General features: G+C 63.8%; 3 protein-coding genes. All 3 read right to left on the bottom strand.

Annotation, left to right across the window (positions count from 1 at the left end; genetic code table 11):
• Positions 1–22 precede the first annotated feature (22 nt).
• The 3 genes from PSFL_RS24135 to PSFL_RS24145 are packed head-to-tail and all read right to left on the bottom strand — an operon-like array spanning position 23 to position 21,235.
• A complete protein-coding gene (locus tag PSFL_RS24135; RefSeq protein ID WP_397470575.1) occupies positions 23–3,193 on the bottom strand; it encodes an amino acid adenylation domain-containing protein in 3,171 nt (1,056 codons plus the stop codon).
• A complete protein-coding gene (locus tag PSFL_RS24140) occupies positions 3,190–8,982 on the bottom strand; it encodes an amino acid adenylation domain-containing protein (protein WP_397470576.1) in 5,793 nt (1,930 codons plus the stop codon). Before PSFL_RS24140 ends, PSFL_RS24135 begins: the two co-directional genes overlap by 4 nt.
• Entirely contained in the window at positions 8,933–21,235 is a 12,303-nt protein-coding gene (locus PSFL_RS24145) for a non-ribosomal peptide synthase/polyketide synthase (protein WP_397470577.1), read from the bottom strand. The genes PSFL_RS24140 and PSFL_RS24145 overlap by 50 nt, the downstream gene beginning before the upstream one ends.
• Positions 21,236–21,248: the final 13 nt, after the last annotated feature.

Genomic DNA, 21,248 nt, shown 5'->3' on the forward strand with positions numbered 1-21,248 from the left:
ACTGGCAGCGCCCGCAACCGTTTTAGCTCTGCACCGCCGCCTGTTGGCGCGCCTTCTCCAGCAGCGCGGCCTTTTCCTCTGGACTCATTGCGTCCAGCCGCAAACGTGCCTGGGCCAGTTTCTCCAACTGGCCTGGGCTATCTTCCTGGGCGCGCAAGGCCTGGGCCAGTGCGCCGGGACTTGGGTGATCGAACACGATGCCGGGGTGGACTTCGCAGTGCAGCAGTTTGCGAATCCCGGCGACCAGCTTGATCACCAGCAGCGAATGGCCACCGGCGGCGAAGAAGTCGCGGTCGCGGCTCAAGCGTTCGCGCCCCAGCAACTGGGCCATGCGACTGGCCAGCAAGGTTTCAAGGGCGTCCATGGGCTCGATGAAGGTGTCGTCTTCTTCGACCAACTCCAGATTCTGCAAGGCCTGGCGGTCGACTTTGCCGTTGCCCAGGCGCGGCATGTGCTGCACCACCTGGTACTGGTGCGGCACCATCACCGCCGGCAAGCGCTCAGCCATTTGCTGCTTGAGGGTTTGCAGCCAATCCGCAGGCGCGTCCTGGCTCGGCAGTACAAAGGCGACCGGCTCATCGTGCGCCAGCAGCACCACGGCTTCGCTCACGCCTGGCACGCGCAGCAGTTGTTGTTCGATTTCTGCCAGTTCGATACGGAACCCGCGCACCTTAACCTGATGGTCACGCCGGCCATACAGCGCGATACCGCCTTGTGGCAGGTAGCGGGCCAGGTCGCCGCTGCGGTACAACCGTTCGCCAGGGTTAAACGGACTGTTGATAAACGCTGCATCGGTCTGCGCCGGGTCATTCAGGTAGCCACGGCACAATTGCTGGCCGCCGATATACAGCTCACCCAGTTCGCCGCAGGCCACCAGTTGCAGGCCCTCGTTGAGGACGAACAACTGGTTGTTGGGCAATACCCGAGTCAGGGGAATGGCCAGGTCTTGCAAGTCGTCCGGGCTGATTGTATGCACGGCGACGCCAACGGTGGTTTCGGTGGGCCCGTAGTGATTGAACAGACGGCAATCGGCGCGCAGGTTGAAGATGCGCGCAACCGTCCCCTGACCGATGGCTTCGCCGCCGAGGATCAGGGTGGCCGGCACCTTCGGCTGCGGTGCTTCGAGCAAGGCGGCAAGATGGGACGGCACGATTTTCAGGCAATCAATGCCCTGGGTGTCGATGAAGGCTGCGAAGGCTTCGGGATCCTGCATCGTCACCTCGTCAGCGATATGCAAGGTGGCGCCGTTGTACAGCGCACCAAACAGGCTGGTGTTACCCAGGTCCGCCGCGACAGTGGAGCCTTGGGCGAAGTGCCGGCAAGCAGCCAGCTCCAGTTCACTGCTGACGCCCGCGACGTAATTGAGCAATTGCCGATGCTCGACCACCACGCCCTTGGGCACCCCGGTGGTGCCGGAGGTAAACAGTACATAAGCGGCGTCCTGGCCTTGCAGGGTTGCACTAGGTCCTTGCGCCAGCGGTTGCTGCACCTTTTGATCGAGGTCCAGTACTGCGCAACCGACTGCATCCAAAGCCACACCCTGGGTGACCAGTAGTTGCGCACCGGCCTGTTCCACCAGTTGGGCCTGGCGCGCCACTGGCCAGTTCGGGTCCAGCGGCAGATAGGCAGCGCCTGTGCGCCAGGTCGCAAGAATAGTCAGCACCTGGGCCACGCCGGGCGGCAAGGCCAGGGCGACGATGCTGCCGGGGGCTACACCCTTTTGACGCAGACGGCTGGATAATTGACGCACGCCGGCATCCAACTCGGCGTAGGTCAGCGACTGCTGCCCCGCGACCAATGCCAACGCGTCCGGGGTGATTTCGGCCCAATTGAGAATATGCTCAGGCAACAGCACCCGCTCTTCCAGCACTTGCGGCGCGGGATTGAACGCCAGCAGGCGTTGGCGTTCCGCCTCACCCAACAGGCTCAGGGTTGCGATGGCCGCGTCCGGCTGCTCCAGCAGACTGCCCAATAGCACTTGATACTGCGCCAGCAGCGTCTGCATCGCGGCCTGGCTATAAACGGCAGCGGCATAGTCCAGCGACAGGCCGGAGACAGCGCCGCCCTCCTCCATATCGACATTCAGCGCGAGTTCAAACAGCGGCCGAAGATCAGCACTGTAGGCGCCGCTCCAGGTGCATGTCCCCACTGTGCGCGCTGCCGGTTCCTGCCGCACACCAAAACCATGGGTCAGCGGCAGGCCGGCGTCGAGCGGCGCATATTCTTGCCAGGTGCCATGGGTCTCCAGCACACCGGTCAGCTCAGCCAACACACGCGTGAACGATGCTGTCGGCGCCAGGTTCAGGTTCAACGGCAGGGTTCTTTCCAGCAGGCCCACGGTGGGTGCGAAGAACTCATAGTCCTGGCGCGCGTCATGCCGCAGGCCCGCGACAAAACCTTCGCGCCCACTGACGCGCGCCAGCAGCACCCACCAGGCTGCTTGCAATAGCGTGGTCACCGGCGTGTTGTGCTGGGCTGCCAGTTGGCTCAGGCGCTCCAGCATACGTGGGTCGAGGGCGGCAGTCAGTGTCTGCCCACCGGCCTTGCCCGGCGCAGTGTCCGCGTAGCGCACCGGCAACTCCGGTGCCAGCACCCCAGTGCTCGGCAGGCAGGCTTGCCAATAGGCCTTGGCAGTATCGGCATCTTCGTCGAGCACTACTTCGGCATGCCACTCCAGGTACTGGGCAAACTGCCCCAGCTCCTCATCCACGGCGCAACTGCCCTGCTCATACGCCGTACACAGGTCTTGATAAAGAATCCCCAGGCTCGCCTGATCCCCCACAAAACCCGCCAAGCCCAGGGTCAATTGCCAGTGTTGCGCGTCGATACGCTGCAACAGACCCTCGAAAAACACCCCGGACGCCAGGCTCACCGGGCGTTGGCACCACTGCACCAAGACCTGCGCGGTGTCGCTGGACTCATCCACCGCCAATGCCACATTCGCCGCACCGGCCTCAAAGAACTGCCGCAGGCCACGATAACCGGGCGCCGTCGCCAATCGGGTGAGCAGCGCGGTGTGACGCTGGCTCAAACCGTTTAAAGCCGCTTGCAGGCGTGAAACGTCGAGCGCGCCCTTGATCTGGATATGCAACAGGTGCGCGATATCACCCCAGCTCGCACCGTCCTGTGCGTCCAGCACCCGCTGTTGTTGTTCCGGGAGCAGCGCCAGGCCTGCATCGTTAAGCGTACTCATGCCTCAGTCCCTTCAGTTTGCATACGTGTAGAGGGCGTTACCGTTTCCAGGTCGCGCCGCTCGATCATTTCACCCATGGCCACGACGATTTTGCGTGGGCCTTCAAAGGGGTCGCGGGCGTGGGCGGCAAGCATGTTGTCCAGCAGGATCACATCGCCCTTGCGCCAGTCAAAACGCACCGCACAGGCCTCGTAGAGTTCGCCCAGGAGTTGCATCACCGCGTCTTCAATCGGGCTGCCATCGCCGTAGTACACGTGGCGCGGCATCCGCTCGGGACCGAACAGGCCCAGCAGGTCGTCGCGCACGTCAGGGTCCAGGCAGTAGATGTGGTGCAGTTGCACCTGGTTGAAGAAGGTTTTCTCGCCCGTGGTCGGGTGGGTGATGATCGCCGGGCACGGGGTGCGGATTTGCAGTTCGTCGTTGTCCAGCCAGGTCCATTGAATGCCAGCCAGCGCGCAGCGCTGCTCGACCTGGGCGCGGTCTTCGGTCTTGAAAAAATGCTGCCAGGACACGTCGAGCTTATCGGCGAAGGTGCGCACATACAGCAGGCCCTTGCTTTCGAATGTATCGCGCAACGCTTGCGGCAAACGCAGGTACATCTGCCGGCAATCGACCACCGGCGTGGCACCGCCCACGGGCGACGGTTGCTCGCAGAAGAACAGTTGCTTGCGCGGCCAGCGATCCTGATGCGAGCTCTCGTTGTGGAACAGGATCATTTTCTTTTCCGGGTACGGCGTAGAGCGGTAGGTGTTCTTGCCGCCCTCTTTCTTCGGCAAGTCGCCGTACTGGCCGTACAGGCCCGGCTGGACTGCTTCGGCAAAGGCCTCGAAATCGTGGATATCACGCATGGCAAAGCCTCGGAACAGGATCCCCGCATGCCGCGCCAACTTCTCCTCGACCAAGGCGCGATTGGCCTGGACCCACGTCACCAGGTCGAGCCCCGGATCATTGGGCTCCATCAGCAACGGGAACACCTGGTCGGCGTTCAACAGCGATTCACGCATCGCCGGCAGCGGGGCTCTGGCCACCGGGCTCGACGGTTTCTTGAGGAACTTGCCCAGTTTGTCGGCTTTCGGGCTGGCAGGTGCGGCAGGAGCAACAGCGGTATTCGACGGCATGATGATGTCCCCTAATCGGATGTCTGGATCCATGACAATCTGTTGAAGAATTCCCATCCAGGCGCTCACAAGCTCGGTAATGCGCTCTTGTTTGAATAAGTCATTGGCGTACTGCCAGGTGCCTTGCCACTGCCCGGCTTCTTCGTCGATGAACAACGCCATGTCGAACTTGGAATAGCCGCCCAGGCTGGGCACCACCTCCACGGCAATGTCCGCCAGGCCAGCGCTGTGCACCGGCAGGTTGTTCATCACAAACAGCACTTGCACCAAGGGGTTGAAGCCCCGGTGCCGGGGCACGTTGCTGGCTTCGGCGATCATGTCCAGGGGCAGGTCCTGATGCTCGAATGCCGTGAGGGAGGTTTCCCGCGCAGCAGCGAGGAAATCACTGAACCGGGCCTTTGCGTCGAAGCGCGAACGCAGGGGCAGGATATTCACGAAGAAACCAATCAAGCTTTCCAGCTCGGCATGCTGGCGCCCCGCGACATCAGCGCCCACCAGCAAGTCGTCGCTGGTGCCCAGGCGATGCAGCAACACCTGGAATGCCGCCAGCAAGGTGGTGTAAGGCGTAACGCCGTGGCGGCCGGACAAGCCTTTGAGTGCCTCGCCCAATGCCGGCGGCACGCTGAACGACTCGCTGGAGCCTTCAAAAGACGGTACTGGCGGCCGTGGAAAATCAGTGGGTAACAGGAGTTGGCCGGGATGACCGGCCAGGGCGTCCTTCCAGTAGCGGGCCTGTTGCTGCAAGACCCCGGCCTGCTCCAGCGCCAGTTGCCATTGGGCATAGTCGCTGTATTGCACCGGCAGCGGCGGCAAGTCGATGCCACGGCCGTGCTTGAGCGCGGCGTAGTGTTGCACCAGTTCACCCACCAGCACCGCCATCGACCAACCATCGGAAATGATGTGGTGCATCGAATACAGCAGCACATGCTCATGGGCACCCAGGCGCAGGATCTGCCCACGCAACAGCGGCGCTTGTGCCAGGTTGATCGGGTGTCGGGTGTTGTCCAGCGTGGCCTGGGCGACCTGGGCTTCCTGTTCGATACGGTCCAGGTGCGACAGGTCGACCAGGGCGAAGTCCAGTGCCACCTCTGGCGAAATCACCGCCAATGGATCGCCGTCATCGTCTGCGACATAGGCGGTGCGCAGCACTTCATGACGCTGCACCACGCACTTGAGGCTTTCGATCAGCAACGGCACCGAGACTTCGCCACGCAAGCGCAACGCCAGCGGCATGCCGTACGCGCCGTTGCCGGCCGAAAACTGTTCGGCCACCCACAAGCGGCGCTGGGCCAGGGACAAGGGCGCAGTGCTGCGCGGCCCATGGGCGCGCAAGGCGATCTGCGCCGGTTGCGCGGCCGAGCGGCCCGCCAACACGGCGGCAAAGTCTTCCAACACCGGAGCATTGAACAGGTCCCGCAAGCCAGGGTCGCTGGCCAGGGTTTGCTTGAGCCGCGCAATCACCTGGGTGGCCAGCAGCGAGTGCCCGCCCAGTTCGAAGAAGTTGTCGCTCACCCCCACCTGCGCCAGACCCAGCACCTGTTGCCAGACCTCGGCAATCTGCTGCTCCAAGACATTGCGCGGCGCGATATAGTGCTGCTGCAAGGCACTGGCATCCGGCGCGGGCAACGCCTTGCGATCGAGCTTGCCGTTGGGAGTCAGCGGCAGGCTGGCGAGGAATACCCAATGGCTGGGCACCATGTACTCCGGCAGGTCGCCCTTGAGCTGACGCTTGCACGCCTCACGCAGCGCCTGTTCATCGCTGACCGCTTGCACGGCAACCACGTACGCCACCAACTGCGAATGGCCAGCGACGTCCCGCACCACCACGGCGGCTTCGCGCACTTGCGGTTGCTCCAACAGCCGCGCCTCGATTTCCCCCAGTTCGATCCGCAACCCACGGATTTTTACCTGGTGATCCACGCGGCCGATGTACTCGATCACCCCGTCCGCGCGGTAGCGCGCCAGGTCGCCGGTGCGGTACAGGCGCGTACCGGGAGCGCCAAATGGATCGGGCAGGAAGCGTTCGGCGGTGAGTGCCGGGCGCTGGAAGTAACCCCGCGCCAGGCCATCGCCGCCAATCAACAATTCACCCGCCACCCCGACCGGCACCGGCGCCAGGTTATCGTCGAGGATATACAGGCTGGTATTGGCAATCGGCCCGCCCAGCCACGGCTGAGGCTGGGTTGGCGTGAGCGGGTACTGCGCCGACCAGATGGTGGTCTCGGTCGGCCCGTAGAGGTTCCACACCTGGGGCGAAAGCGCCAAAAGGCGGGTCGCCAGTTCCAGGGGTAGCGCCTCACCGCCGCACAGCAGTTTGCAACCCTTGAGCTCATCGGCCTGCGGGTGATCGAGCAGCATGCGCCAGGTCGAGGGCGTGGCCTGCAACACGCTGATGCGCTGCTGTTTGACCAGGGCAAGCAAGGCTTGCGGGTCGAGGTTGATGTCCTGCCCGGTCAGCACCAGGGTTGCGCCAGCCAACAGTGGCCCATAGATTTCCAGGCCGAAAATATCGAACGAAAAGGTGGTCAGCGACAGCAGCCGGTCATTGGCATCCAGGCCCGGCTGGCGGGCCATGCTGCACACAAAGTTGGTCAGGGCGCCATGGCGCACCATCACGCCTTTGGGCTTGCCGGTGGAGCCGGAGGTGTAGATCACGTAGGCCAGGTGTTCGGCCGTGGTGCGCGGCAGCGGGTTTTCGCAGCTGTAGCCATCGAGCCACGCATCCGGTTGGTCCAGGGCCAGGGCACTGACCCCGGCCGGGATCGGCAAGCGCGCCAGCAACGGTGCCTGGGTCAGCAGCAGGGCCAGGCCGCTGTCTTGCATCATGTAGGCCAGGCGTTCCTCGGGGTACGCCGGGTCCAGCGGCACATAGGCGCCACCGGCCTTGAGAATCGCCAGCAGCCCGACCACCAGGTCAACGCTGCGTTGCACCGCAATTCCCACCAGTACATCAGGGCCGACACCGGCCGCGATCAGGCGATGGGCCAGGCGGTTGGCCTGCTGGTTGAGTCGGGCAAAGGTCAATGACTGGGTGTCGAAGACCAATGCTACGGCATCCGGGGTGCGGGCGGCCTGGGCTTCGATCAGGTGGTGGATGGCGCTGTCGCGAGGGTAGTCGGCAGTGCTGGCGTTCCAGGTTTGCAACGCCAGGCGCTGTTCAGTGGCGTTGAGCATCGGCAGTTGACCGATGCGCTGCCGTGGATCATCGACCATGCCCTGCAACAATCTCTGCCAATGCCGCGCCATGCGTTCGACGGTCGAGGCGTCAAAGATATCGGTGGCATAGGTGAGGACCGCCGACAGGCCATCAGGGCCGTCGAAGGTATTGAGGGTCAGGTCAAACGGCGCACTGAGGTTCTCCGAGTCGACTGGCGTGCACAGCAATCCGCCCAGGGGTTGGCCATCGGCAAACCGGCCAGTTTCCATCTGATGGTTAAACATCACCTGGAACAGCGGAGTGTGCAGGCTGTTGCGCTCGGGCTGCAGCGCCTCCACCAACTGCTCGAACGGCAGGTCTTGCCAGGTCTGGGCCTCGTGGGCCGCCGCCTTGACCGTCTGCACAAAGTCCGCAAAGGGCTGCTGGCTGTCGAGCGTGGCCTGCATCACCTGGGTATTGACGAAAAAGCCGATGACCCGCTCGGTCTCGGCCCGGTTGCGGTTGGCGGTGGGTACGCCGACGCGAATGTCAGACTGGCCGCTGTAGCGGTGCAACAGCACCTGGAACGACGCCAGCAACAACATGAACGGGCTCACCCCTTGCTGCTGCGCCAGGCCCTTGAGGCCGTCGCTCAAGGCACGATCCAACGCCAGCGGCAGCGTCGCCCCACGCTGGTCCGGTGGCCCCAGGCGTGGGCGATCCACCGGTAGTTCAAGCAAGACGTGCTCGCTGCCCAATTTACCGCGCCAGTAATCCAGTTGCCGGCGCCCTTCCCCGGCCTCCAGCCATTGCCGTTGCCAGGCGGCATAGTCAGCGTATTGAATGATCGGTGCCGGCAACGCGCAAGGCGTGCCCGTGACCTGGGCAATGTACAGCGCCAGCAGCTCATCGATCATGATCTGCATCGACCAGCCATCGGTGATGATGTGGTGCAACGTCAGTACCAACACGTGCTCATCGTCCGCCAGGCGCAACACTGCGGCGCGCAGCAGCAGATCGTGTTCCAGATCGAACGGCTGGCTGCTCTGCACCCGGACAAACGCCTTGATTACGGACTCGGGGTCGCCTGCCGGGGCAGCCTGCACCGCAAGCTCCACGGCTTCGATGGGCCGCATGATGCATCGCACCTGCTCGCCTTGCTGCACAAATCCGGCGCGCAGCCCTTCATGGCGCGCCAGCACCTGCGACAGGCTGCGTTGCAGCGCCTCGACATCCAGCTCCCCCTTCAAATGCAGCGCCGTACAGATGTTGTAGGCACTGCCCGTTGGGTCGAACTGCCAGAGAAACCATTGCCGCTGCTGGGCATACGACAGTTGCTGGGGCCCGGCTTCGCTAGCCGGCACAATCGGGAAACGCGCGACGTTGACGCCCTGCTGCTCCAGCTTGCGGAACAGTTGCGCACGCTTGGGTGCGCTCAAGTCCTTGATGCGCGCCACCAGTTCTGCGGTTTTGGCCCCGCCTTGCTTAAGCATTGGTTTCCTCCAGGTTTTCCTGCTCCAGCTCATCAAGGGCATCGAAGATCAGGTCAAAGTCATCATCCAGGCCATCGTCCCGGGTCGCATCGACCAGCGATTGGGCCAAGGCCCCGAGGCTGTCCTGCGCGTAAAAGTCCTTCACGGCCACGTCTACCCCAAGCACTGCCCGCACACGGGACAGCATCACCACCACTTGCAGGGAGTGCCCGCCCAGGTCGAAGAAGTTGTCGCCAAGCCCCACGCGCTCGACCTTGAGCACCTCTTGCCAGATCCCGGCCAGTTGCTGCTCAAGTTCCGAAACCGGCGCCACATAGGCTTTTTGCGTCTGGCTGACATCCGGTGCCGGCAAGGCCTTGCGGTCCAGTTTGCCGTTGGGGGTCAAGGGCATCTGCGCAACGAACACCAGGTGCGCAGGGATCATGTAGTCGGCCAGATGCTGCTTGAGCCCGGCCTTGATCGACTCGCGCAACGCCGTATGTTGCTCGGTGCTGTCCGTCGATTCGGCGAGCACTACGTAACCCACCAGTTGCGGGCCGCTGGGTCCATCGAGGGCCACCACGGCCGCTTCGCGCACAGCATCCTGGGCCTGGATGCGCGCTTCGATTTCCCCCAGTTCGATCCGGAAGCCGCGAATTTTCACCTGGTGGTCCAAGCGCCCGAGGTATTCGATCACCCCTTCGGCGCGATAGCGCGCCAGGTCGCCGGTGCGGTACAAGCGCTGGCCGGGCGCACCGAACGGGTCGGGCAGGAAACGTTCGGCAGTCAGGCCTGGGCGCTGGAAGTAGCCGCGCGCCAGGCCATCACCGCCGATCAACAGCTCGCCGGGCACGCCGACCGGGGCCAAGGCACCGTCCTGGCTGACGATGTACAGGCCGGTGTTGTCGATCGGCCGCCCCAGCCATGGCTGGCCGTCGAGACGATGGGCGGCTGACCAAATGGTGGTTTCGGTTGGCCCATAGAGGTTCCATACCGCTCCACCGAGGGCGAGCATGCGTGCCGCCAGTTCATCGGCCAGGGCTTCGCCACCGCAGAGCAAGGTGCAGCCCTGCAACGCCGCCACCTGCGGGCTGTCGAGCAACATGCGCCAGGTCGAGGGCGTGGCTTGCAGGGTGTTGACACGCTGGGTAGCCACGGTGGCGAGGATCGCGTCCGGGTCGAGGGTGGTGTCTTTGTCCACCAACACCGCACAGGCGCCAACGGTCAGCGGCAGGTAGATCTCCAGGCCGAAGATATCGAACGAGAAGGTGGTCAGAGACAGGATCCGCTCTCCCACCGCAAGCCCCGGCTGGCGGGCCATGCTCGCAATGAAGTTGCCCAGGGCGCCATGGGGCACCATTACCCCTTTGGGCTTGCCGGTTGAACCGGAGGTGTAGATTGCATAGGCAAGGTTGCCCGGCCCGGCCGATGGCTGCGGGTTGTGGCTCGGATAGCCCGCGAACCAGCCCGCCTCACCCTCCAGCACCAGCGCCTGGACACCGCCTGGAATTGGCAGCGCCCCCAGCAGTGGCGCCTGGGTAATCAGCAACATCAGGCCGCTGTCTTGCATCATGTACGCCAGGCGATCAGCCGGGTATGCCGGGTCCAGCGGCACATAGGCGCCACCGGCCTTGAGGATCGCCAGCAGGCTGATGATCATCGGCAAGCCGCGCTCCACCGCGATCCCCACCAGACGATCCGGCCCGACACCTTCGGCCAGCAACCGATGCGCCAGTTGGTTGGCCTGTTCGTTGAGCTCGCGATAGGTCAGCGACTGCTGGCCGAACACCAGGGCGACGGCATCGGGAGCGCGCTCAGCCTGGGCCTCGAACAGTTGGTGAATGCATTGCCCGCGCGGGTAATCGACCGCCGCCGGGTTCCATTGCGCGACCATCTGTTGTTGCCGCGCAGCGCCTTGCATCGACAAATCACCCAGCGCCAGCTCGGGCTGATCGAGCATACCCAGCAGCACGTGGCTGAAATGCCCGCTGAGCTCGCTGATGGTGTCGGCGCTAAAGTGCCCATGGCTATAGCGGTAATGCACACTCAGGGTCTGCCCCAGACTGACCGACAGGCTCAACGGATAATGGGTCTGTTCATGACTCTGCACTTCGCCGAACACCAAGCCTTGCGGCGCGCCGCGCTTGAGGGTTTCGGCCACCGGGTAGTTCTCAAATACCAGCAGGCTGTCGAACAGTGCGTCACCGCTCTGCCCGGCCCAACGCTGGATATCGAACAACGGCGTGTGCTCATGCTCGCGCAGGGCCAGGTTTTGTCCCTGCACGACCTGTAACCATTGGCTGACGGTTTGCTCGGCGCGCGGGCTGGCAACCACCGGCAAGGTATTGATGAACAGCCCAACCTGCTGCTCGATACCCGGCAAGTCAGCCGGGCGACCGGCGACCGTGGCACCAAACGCCACGCAGTCCTGCCCAGTGTAGCGCTGCAACAGCAACAGCCACGCGGCCTGCACCAAGGTGTTGGAGGTGACTTTTTGCTGGCGGGCAAACTCGCTCAGGCGGCGGGTTTGCTCCCCATCCAACATCAAGTGATGGTCGCCGTGACCGGCGGCGGCCTGCCCCTGGCCACTGACCGTCTGTGCCAGCAGGGTCGGCTCCTCCAGTGCCGTCAGATTGGCGCTCCAGAATTGTTCACTGGCCTGTTGATCCTGGCGTTGCAGCCAGGCGATGTAATCGCGATAGAGCCCAACGGACGGCCCCGGCGCCTGGCCGTCATAACGCTGCAGCACCTCACCCAGGAGTTGGGAGTTGCTCCAGCCGTCCATCAGGATGTGATGGTTGGTGTAAAGCAGTTCGCAACGACGGTCATCCAGGCGCACCAGTACCAGGCGTAATAGCCCAGGCCGGTTCAAGTCAAAACCCTGGGCCAATTCGGCAGCAGCCAGCGCTTGCAGCGCAACTGATTGATCGTCGCGCGCGCGCCAGTCGAGCACGGTAAAGGGCACATCAAGCTGCTTGTGCACCACCTGCATCGGCTGCGGCAAACCGCCCTGCCAGGCAAAGGCCGTGCGCAGAATGGCGTGCCCATCGACCACCGCCTGCCACGCTGCGCGAAAGCGTTCTGGGTCCAGGCCGTCCACCGATACTTGCATCTGATTGACGTAATCGCCGCCGCTTTGCTCCAGCAAGCTGTGGAACAACATGCCTTGCTGCATGGCCGAGAGCGGGTAGATGTCTTCGATGGCTTCAGGCGCGCCGGCAAGCACATCCACGTGGGCCTGTGTCAACGCCGCCAGCGGGAAGTCGGACGGTGTCACGCCGTGATGGCCGGTTGTGGTGCAGTGCTCGATCACAGCCTTGAGCTCTACAGCCAGGGCATCGGCCAGTGGCTGGATGGTCGCTGCGTCGAACATCTGCTGGCTGAACGTCCAGCCCAGGCACAATTGGCCTTCAAATACCTGGCCGTTGAGGGTCAACCAGTTACCCAGTGGTGCGTCCGGATGCTGCTCAACCCCGGCATGCTCGCCACTGGGCAAAAACAACGCCGTTTGCTCGCCTTCAACGGTGCTGTCGAATTGGCCCAGATAGTTGAAGGTGATACGCGGCGCCGGCAGTGCCGCCAGGGTTTGCTGCACGGCAGCGTCACCCAGGTAACGCAAGGCGCCAAAGCCTGCGCCCCGGTTGGGAATGGCGCGCAGTTGTTCCTTGACCTGCTTGATTGAATCTCCCAGCGCCTCGGCAGGCGCCAGACGCACCGGGAACAGGCTGGTGAACCAACCCACGGTGCGGGTCAGGTCCTGATTGTCGAACAGCTCTTCACGGCCATGGCCTTCGAGCTGGATCAGCACCTCGCTGCGTCCCGTCCAGCGCGTGATGACTCGCGCCAGCGCGGTCAGCAGCAGATCGTTGACCTGGGTGCGGTAGGCCGCTGGCGCATCCTGCAACAGGCGCCGGGTCAGCTCGGCATTCAGGCGTGTATCAAGCGTGACGCCGTCGCGACTGCGCAAGCTGGCATCCGGCTTGGCGCCCGGCAGATGGTTGTCGGTTGCGCCCAGTGATTGCCAAAACGAAATCTCGGCTTGCAGCGCGGGACTGCGGGCAAGACCTTGCAGTTGCTCGGCCCAGGTTTTGAACGCGGTGGTCTTGGCCGGTAAGCCCAGGGCGGGCTGACGGTAAGCGTCCTGCAGATCTTGCAAGAGGATGCGCCATGACACGCCGTCGACTACCAGGTGGTGAATCGCCACCAGTAAGCGCTGGCTGCCATCGGCACGCTCAAACAACACCGCGCGCAGCAGCGGGCCTTGTTGCAGGTCCAGGCTGGCCTGGGCCTGATCGGCCACCGCCTGGAGCTGGGCATCATCGTTGACCCGATGCTGCCACAGCAGCTCAGGGTTCGACGCCTCGCCATGGCTGGCGACCCACTGCTCGCCGTCGCGGTAGAAATTCAGGCGCAAGGCATCGTGATGGGCGACCAGCGCCTGCAAGGCCTGGGCGAGTCGTGCGCCGTCCAGGGGTTGCTGGGGCGCAAGCAGCACGGATTGGTTCCAGTGATGGCGCTGGGGAACATCCTCCTCGAAGAACGCCTGCTGCACCGCCAGCAACGGCATGACGCCGGCCACCGGCCCTTGGTCGATGGTCGGCACGCCTTCACCGCTGCGCGTTACGCTGGCCAAACCTTGAATCGTTTGCTGCTCGAACAACGCTTTGGCAGTGAAGTGCAGCCCCGCCTGACGGGCGCGGCTGACCACCTGCATCGACAGGATCGAATCGCCTCCCAGCTCGAAGAAGTTGTCGTTCAAACCCACGCGCGGCAGGTTCAACACTGTTTGCCAGATATCGGCCAGTTGCTGTTGCAGCGCCGTGACCGGTGCCACGTAGTCCTGTTGCAACAGGCTGGCGTCCGGTGCCGGCAGGGCCTTGCGGTCGAGTTTGCCGTTGGAGGTCAGTGGCAAGTGGTCGAGCACCATCCAATGGGTCGGCACCATGTAGTCCGGCATGCTCGCCTTGAGACTGGCCTTGAGGCGCTCGCACAACGAGCGCTCGGCCTTCGCCGGTACGATATAGGCCACCAGTTGCTGGGTGCTTGCGCCTTGATGGGCCAGGACCACCGCGTCACGCACACCGGATTGTTGCAACAGGCGCGATTCGATTTCGCCCAGCTCGATGCGAAAACCACGGATCTTCACCTGATGGTCGATCCGCCCGCAGTAATGCACCACGCCCGCCGCGTCGCGGCGCGCAAGATCGCCAGTGCGATACACGCGGCTGCCGGCCACGGCGGCTAAAGGATCGGGAATAAAACGCTCGGCGGTCAGTGCCGGACGCTGGTGATAACCCTGGGCCAAACCTTCACAGGCGGCGAGACACAACTCACCCACCACGTCATCGGGCACCGGGTTGGCGTCGCGGTCGAGCACATACAGCGCTCGCCCCGGTAAGGCACGACCAATCGGTACGCCATTGGCTTCATCGATATCCTCGAGCTGGCACAAGTGGGTGCTGGACACTACCGTGGCTTCGGTCGGGCCGTAGGTATTGAGCAAGCGCACGCCGCCAAGGCCTGCGGCGTGCCAGAGCTTGAGCCCCTCCACCGACATCGCCTCACCCCCCACGTGCACCTGGCGCAGTCGTCCGCGACTGCGCTGCGGGTCCGCCGCCCAGTCCTGGGCCAGCAGGAACCAATAGGCTGCCGGCAAATCGGCCAAGGTCACGCCGTGTTCGATGATCTGCTCGTACAAGGTCGCCGTGTCCCAGGTTTCATCGCCGCGCAGCACCAGGCAGGCGCCTTCGCACAGCGGCGGGAAGCACTGTTCGACAAAACCGTCGAAGCTGAATGTTGCAAATTGCAGTACCCGTTCCTGGGGCGTGAGTTGTGAGTACTCGGCGGCTATCGTGCAGAATTCGCGCAGCGCGCCATGGGCGATGGACACGCCCTTGGGCTGCCCGGTGGAACCGGAGGTGTAGATCACATAGGCCAGATGCTCGGCCTGCGCCAGGTTGGCCAGGTTGGCCAGGTTGGTGCGTGGGTAGTCGCGCTCCGAACCGTCGAGCAGCAGGCACGGCACGCGTGCATCGGCCAGGACGTCGTCGAGTACGCCGGGTTGGCGCAGCAGCAGGTCCATTGCGCTGTCATCAATCATGTAGGCCAGGCGCTGGGCTGGGTAATCGGGGTCCAGTGGCACGTAGGCGGCGCCTGCCTTGAGGATCGCCAACAGGCTGGCAATCATCGCCCCACCGCGACGCACCGCCAGCCCGACGCGCTGGCCGGGCATTACGCCCTGCTCACGCAAGCGATGGGCCAGGCAGTTGGCGCGCTCGTTGAGCTCGGCATAGGTCCAGCGCTCGTCACCGCTGATCAAGGCCAGGGCATCCGGGGTCGCTGCCGCGCGGCGTTCGATACGCTGGTGCGCCAGCAGCGGGTCGAGTGCCGGCTGTACTGCGGTTTGCTCCAGGGTTGGCTCGCGCAGGCTCAGGTTGCCCAGTGCTTGCTGGTTATCCTCAACAAACTGCGCAAGCAGTTGCAGCAGGCTTGTGCCGATAACACGTATCTGCTGCGGGCTGAAATCGGCCCGGGCGTAGCTGAAGTCCAGGCTCAGGGTTTCACCCAACTCGATGCCCAGGGTCAGCGGATAGCTGGTCTGTTCATGGTTGTGCAGCCCGCTGAAGCTCAAGCCGGCCGGCGCACCGGCTTGCAGCGCCTGGGACACCGGATAGTTTTCAAACACCAGTAAGGTGTCGAACAGCGCACTACCAGGCTGCCCGGCCCAGCGTTGAATGTCGTACAGCGGTGTGTGCTCATGCTCACGCAGGAGCACACTGTGCGCCTGCACGTGCTGCAGCCAGTTGGCGACGCTATGGGTGGTATCCGGGCTGCAAATGATCGGCAAGGTATTGATAAACAACCCGACCTGCTGCTCGATCCCGGCTAAATGAGCCGGACGCCCGGCCACTGTGGCGCCAAAAGCCACGCTCGACTGGCCGCAATAACGTTGCAGCAAAACCGCCCATGCCGCTTGCAACAGGGTATTGAAGGTGACCTTGTTGTGCCGGGCAAACTCACCCAGGCGCGCGGTGGTGGTGGCGTCCAGCAGTACGTGGTGACTGGCATGGCCACTGCCCTCGCGCGGCGCCGGCAAGGCGTTGCCAAGCAAGGTCGGCGCGGGCAGCGCTTGCAGTTGCACGCGCCAGAATTGCTCGCTGGCGCCGGCGTCCTGCGCCAGCAGCCAACCCACATAGTCGGCATAACGCCCGGTGGCCGGTGGCGGCACTTGTCCGGCGTACCGCTGCAAGACCTCCCCCAGCAGTTGGGCATTGCTCCAGCCATCCATCAGGATGTGGTGGCTGGTGTAGATCAGCTCATAACGCCGGGCCGCCAGCGGTACTAGCACCAGGCGCAACAACGGCGCCTGGTGCAGGTCGAAGCCTTGTTCGCGCTGTTCAAGGGCCAAACGATCGAGGTCGTCAGGAACGCTCTCCAGCACTGTCAGCGGCAATTGCACCGAGCGCTGGATCGCTTGCATCGCCTGCGCCTGGCCTTCCCAGACACATCGTGCGCGAAGCACTTCATGGCGCTCCAGCACCGCCTCCCAGCACTGGGCAAACCGCACCACGTCCAGGCCTTCAATGGTCAGGCGCAGTTGATTGATGTAGGCGCCGGGCTCGGCATCGTAGGCGCTGTGGAACAGCATGCCCTGCTGCATCGGCGACAGCGGATAGAGGTCCTCGATCTGCGCCAATGGCAGGCCCAGGCCTTCCAGTTGTGCCTGGTCGAGGCTGACCAGCGGGAAGTCCGAAGGCGTCGCGCCGCCCTGTTGTGGATCGAGGCAGTGTTCAATCAGTTCGTGCAAGGTGCGCGCGCAGCTGTCCACCAGGGCCTGGATGGTGTCCCGACGAAAGACTTCGCCACTGAAGCTCCAGCCCAGTTCCAGTTCACCGGCGTAGACCCGCCCTTCCACACTCAGCCAGTTGGCCAAGGGTGCGTCCAGGCTCTGGGCCTGGCCGCCGCCTTCGCTGGCCGGTACGAACAACGCATCCTCACCAAATTGCTGGTCGAACTGCCCCAGGTAATTGAAGGTAATCCTTGGCTGGGCCAGGACCGCCAGTTCATTGGCCGCCGCGCCGTAGCGCAACACACCGTAGCCAATGCCCTTGTTGGGCACCTGGCGCAACTGTTCCTTGATCGCCTTGAGGGTGGCGCCCAGCTCGACGCTTGGCGTCAGGCGCAACGGGTAGAGGCTGGTGAACCAGCCCACGGTGCGAGTCAGGTCGATGTCATCGAACAGCTCTTCACGACCGTGGCCTTCCAGCTGGATCAGCGCCGAAGGGTGTCCGGTCCATTGGCAAATCGTGCGCGCCAGGGCCGCCAGCAACAGGTCGTTGACCTGAGTACGGTACGCCGCTGGCGCCTGTTGCAGCAGTTGACGGGTTTGCTCGCGGTCCAGGCGCCAGCGGATATGTTCAGCCACTGCCTGGGTTTGCCGGCCCTGCGGGTTATCCCGGGGCAAGTCGTTTGCCACGCCCTGCAATTGTTCGCGCCAGTACGCCAACTCAGCCAGCAGCGCCGGGCTGCGGCTGTAGTCGTCCAAGCGTACTGCCCACTGCTGGTAGGCGCTGGTCTTGTGCGCCGTGGTCAGCGGTTGGCCGGCCACGCCTTGGCCGTAGCCGCGCTGCAAGTCTTCCAGCAACACACGCCAGGACACCCCATCCACCACGAGGTGATGCAGCACCAGCAACAGGCGCTGGCTGCCGTCGGCCATGTCCACGAGCAAGGCCCGCATCAACGGGCCGTGCTCCAGGTCCAGGCTGGCCTGGGCGAGATCACAGTGCTCACGCAATTCCTCGACGCTGGCGGCCTGGCGCTGCCACAACTCCACAGTTGCCGACGGGGCATGAGTCTGTTCCCAGCCCTCCCCGCGCTCGACAAAGCGCAGACGCAAGGCATCGTGTTGCGCCACCAGCGCCTGCAACGCGCCAGCCAGTGCTGTGACGTCTACCGGCTGACGCGGAGTCAGCAGCAGCGACTGGTTCCAGTGCTGGCGTGTGGGAATATCCTCGGCAAAGAACCATTGCTGCACCGGGGTCAACAGCACCGGCCCCTGGACCGGGCCTTGCTCGATGGCCAGCGCCGACACTTCACGCGCGGCAGCGGCCAGGCTGCGTAGGGTCTGGTGGCGGAACAGGTCGCTGGGCGCCAGTTGCAAACCGGCCTGGCGGGCACGGCTGACCACCTGGATCGACACGATGGAGTCGCCGCCCAGTTCGAAAAAGTTGTCATCCAGGCCAATCTGCGACTGCCCAAGAATGTCTTGCCAGATCCCGGCAAGCAGCAGTTGCCGTGGATCCTGCGGCGCACTGAACGCCTGCACCTTGGCCTCACCGGCCCGCGGCAGCGCCTTGCGGTCCAGCTTGCCATTGGGGGTCGAGGGAAACTGTGCCAAGGCCATGGTCACCGTTGGCAGCATGTATTCAGGCAAAGTTTCGGCCAGGTACGCATGCAACGTTTGCGTGAATACCTCGTGATCCTGGGGCATTGCTGTCGGCACCACGTAGGCCACCAGCAAGCGTCCATCCTGGGCGATCACCAGTGCTTCCTTGATTTGCGGGTGACTGAGCAGGCGCGCTTCGATCTCCCCCAGCTCAATCCGCAGGCCACGGATCTTCACTTGATGGTCGATCCGCCCGACGTACTCGATCACGCCATCGGCGCGATAGCGGGTCAGGTCGCCAGTGCGGTACAGCCGTTCGCCAGTACTGGAGAACGGGTTGGGTACGTATTTTTCGGCAGTCATCGCGGCCCGGCCCAGATAGCCCCGGGTGAGCCCGGCGCCGGCCAGGTGCAGCTCGGCAGCCACCCCGGTAGGCACCGGTTGCAGGTCGGCATCGAGGATATAACCCTGGGTGTTGCTCAACGGCCGGCCAATGGACGGCTGGCCCAAGGCTTCGCGAGGGGTCCAGGTGGAATAGGTGGTGTCTTCGGACGGGCCGTACAGATCAAAGACCTGCTTGATCGACGGTTGCTGATAGAGGCGGTCCACGAGGGATTGCTTGAGCGGCTCGCCGGCCAGGTTGATGATGCGCACACTCTCGGGGATCTGCCCGGCACGCTGCAAGGCATTGATGGCCGAGGGTACGGTGTTGATCAGGCGCACCTGGTCACGGGCCGGCAGCTCGGGCAGTTCCAGGGCATTGCGGGCAAGGATCAGCGAGCCGCCGTTGGCCAGGGTGACGAAAATCTCCCACACCGAGAGGTCGAAACACACCGAAGTGGAAGCCAGCACACCCTGGATATCTTCGCGACTGTAGACCTGCTGCGACCAGTGGATCAGTGCCAGTACGTTGCCATGGGCAATGGCTACGCCCTTGGGCTTGCCGGTGGAGCCGGAGGTGTAGATCACGTAGGCCAGGTTGTTGGGCGCAACCTGGGTGACCGGTGCGCTCAACGGGTAGCCAGCCAGTTGATCCATCTGCAACACCTGGGCCTGGGTCTGAGGCAAGTCGGCGAGCAGCTCGGCCTCGGTCAGCAGCACCTGAGCGCGACTGTCTTGCAGCATGTAGGCGACGCGGTCAGCCGGGTAATCCGGGTCCAGCGGCACATAGGCGCCGCCGGCCTTGAGCACGCCAAGCAAGGCAACGATCAAGGCGTCGGTGCGCTGCATGGCCACGCCAACGCGCACTTCGGGGCCAACGCCCAGCTCGATCAGCTTGTGCGCCAGTTGATTGGCCTGGCCGTCCAATTGGCGATAACTCAGAGTCTTGCTGCCAAAGGTCAGGGCCAGAGCGTCGGGCTGGCGCTCCACCTGCTCGGCGATCAGTCGATGGATGCTGCGCGCTTGCGGGTACTCAGAGGCGGTGGCGTTCCAGCCATGAATTTGCTGCTGATAGTCGCTGGCGTCGAGCATCGGCAACTCAGCCACGCGCTGCTGTACGTTGTCGATCATGCCGCCGAGCAGGTGGCTCCAGTGGCGGGCCATACGCTCGATGGTGGCGGGCGTGAACAGGTCGGTGGCGAAGGTCAATGCAGCGCGCAGGGTGCCGCCCTTTTCCCAGGTGTCGAGGCTGAGGTCGAACTGAGTGGTGCGGCTCTGCCACTCGACCAGGCTCAGGGAGAGTCCGGATTCCAGCACCAGCGCTTCTAGGTCTGCCACTTGTGGCTGGTGGTTGTAGAGCACCTGGAACAGTGGCGTGTGGCTCAGGCTGCGCTCCGGCTTGAGCGCCTCGACCAGGCGCTCGAACGGCAGGTCCTGGTGGGCCTGGGCGCCATTGACCACATCCTTGAGCACCTGCAACAGGTCGCTGACCCGCGCCTGCCCATCAACGTGGGCAGCCATGACTTGAGTGTTGACGAACAGCCCGATCAGGCCCTCGGTTTCACCGCGATGCCGGTTGGCAATCGGCACGCCTACCCGCAGGTCAGTCTGGCCGGTGTAGCGAAACAGCAGGATCTTGAACGCTGCCAGCAGCACGGTGAACAACGATACGTTCTGCTGGCGAGCCAACAACCGCGCACCGTCGGCCAAGGCTGCCGGCAAGACGAACTCATAGCGCTGGCCCTGATGGCTGGCCACGGCTGGGCGTGCAAAGTCCGTTGGCAACTCCAGCACCGGGTGTTCATCGCCCAACTGTTCGCGCCAGTAATCCAGCTGCCGCGCCTGCTCCCCCGCTTCCAGCCAGCGGCGCTGCCACAAGGCGTAGTCGCTGTACTGGATCGGCAGGTCTGGCAGTTGTGGCGACTGGTTGCGTTCAAAGGCGTCATAGCATCGGATGAACTCGTCGATCAGCACGTTCATCGACCAGCCGTCCGAGACGATGTGATGCAGGGTCAGCAGCAACACATGCTCTTGCTCGGCGAGTTTGAGCAATTGCACGCGCAGCAAGGGGCCATTGGCCAGGTCGAAGGGTTGCAGCGATTGCGCGGTGGCGGCAGCCATCACCGCCTGTTCGCGCTCAGCCGGCGGCAAGTTGCCAAGATCCAGTGGTTCAATCGCTAACGCAAGCTGGCAGGGCACTTGCACCAGGCGCTCATCGGCCTGGCGCTGGAACACTGTGCGCAGGGTTTCATGCCGCGCGATCAGGCTGGCAAACGCCTGCTCGATGGCCGGCAGGCTCAAGGTGCCCTTTAGACGCACCGCTCCCGGCAGGTTATAGGCTGCGCTGGCAGGATCCAGTTGCCAGAGAAACCACATACGCTGCTGGGCGTAGGACAACGCCTGGCGATCCTCGGCCTCGACCTGGGCCGGAATCGGAAAACGCGAGAAGTCGATCCCTTCCTTTTGCAGCGCCTGGAGGAACAACTGGCGTTTTTCCAGGGGCAACCCGATAAACCGGCGAGCAAGTTTCAAGGAGTCTTCAGCGTTCATTTCTTGGGATCCG

Origin of the sequence: Pseudomonas sp. DD1, assembly GCF_044510355.1 — a bacterium.
In the GTDB taxonomy this organism is placed as follows: domain Bacteria; phylum Pseudomonadota; class Gammaproteobacteria; order Pseudomonadales; family Pseudomonadaceae; genus Aquipseudomonas; species Aquipseudomonas shahriarae.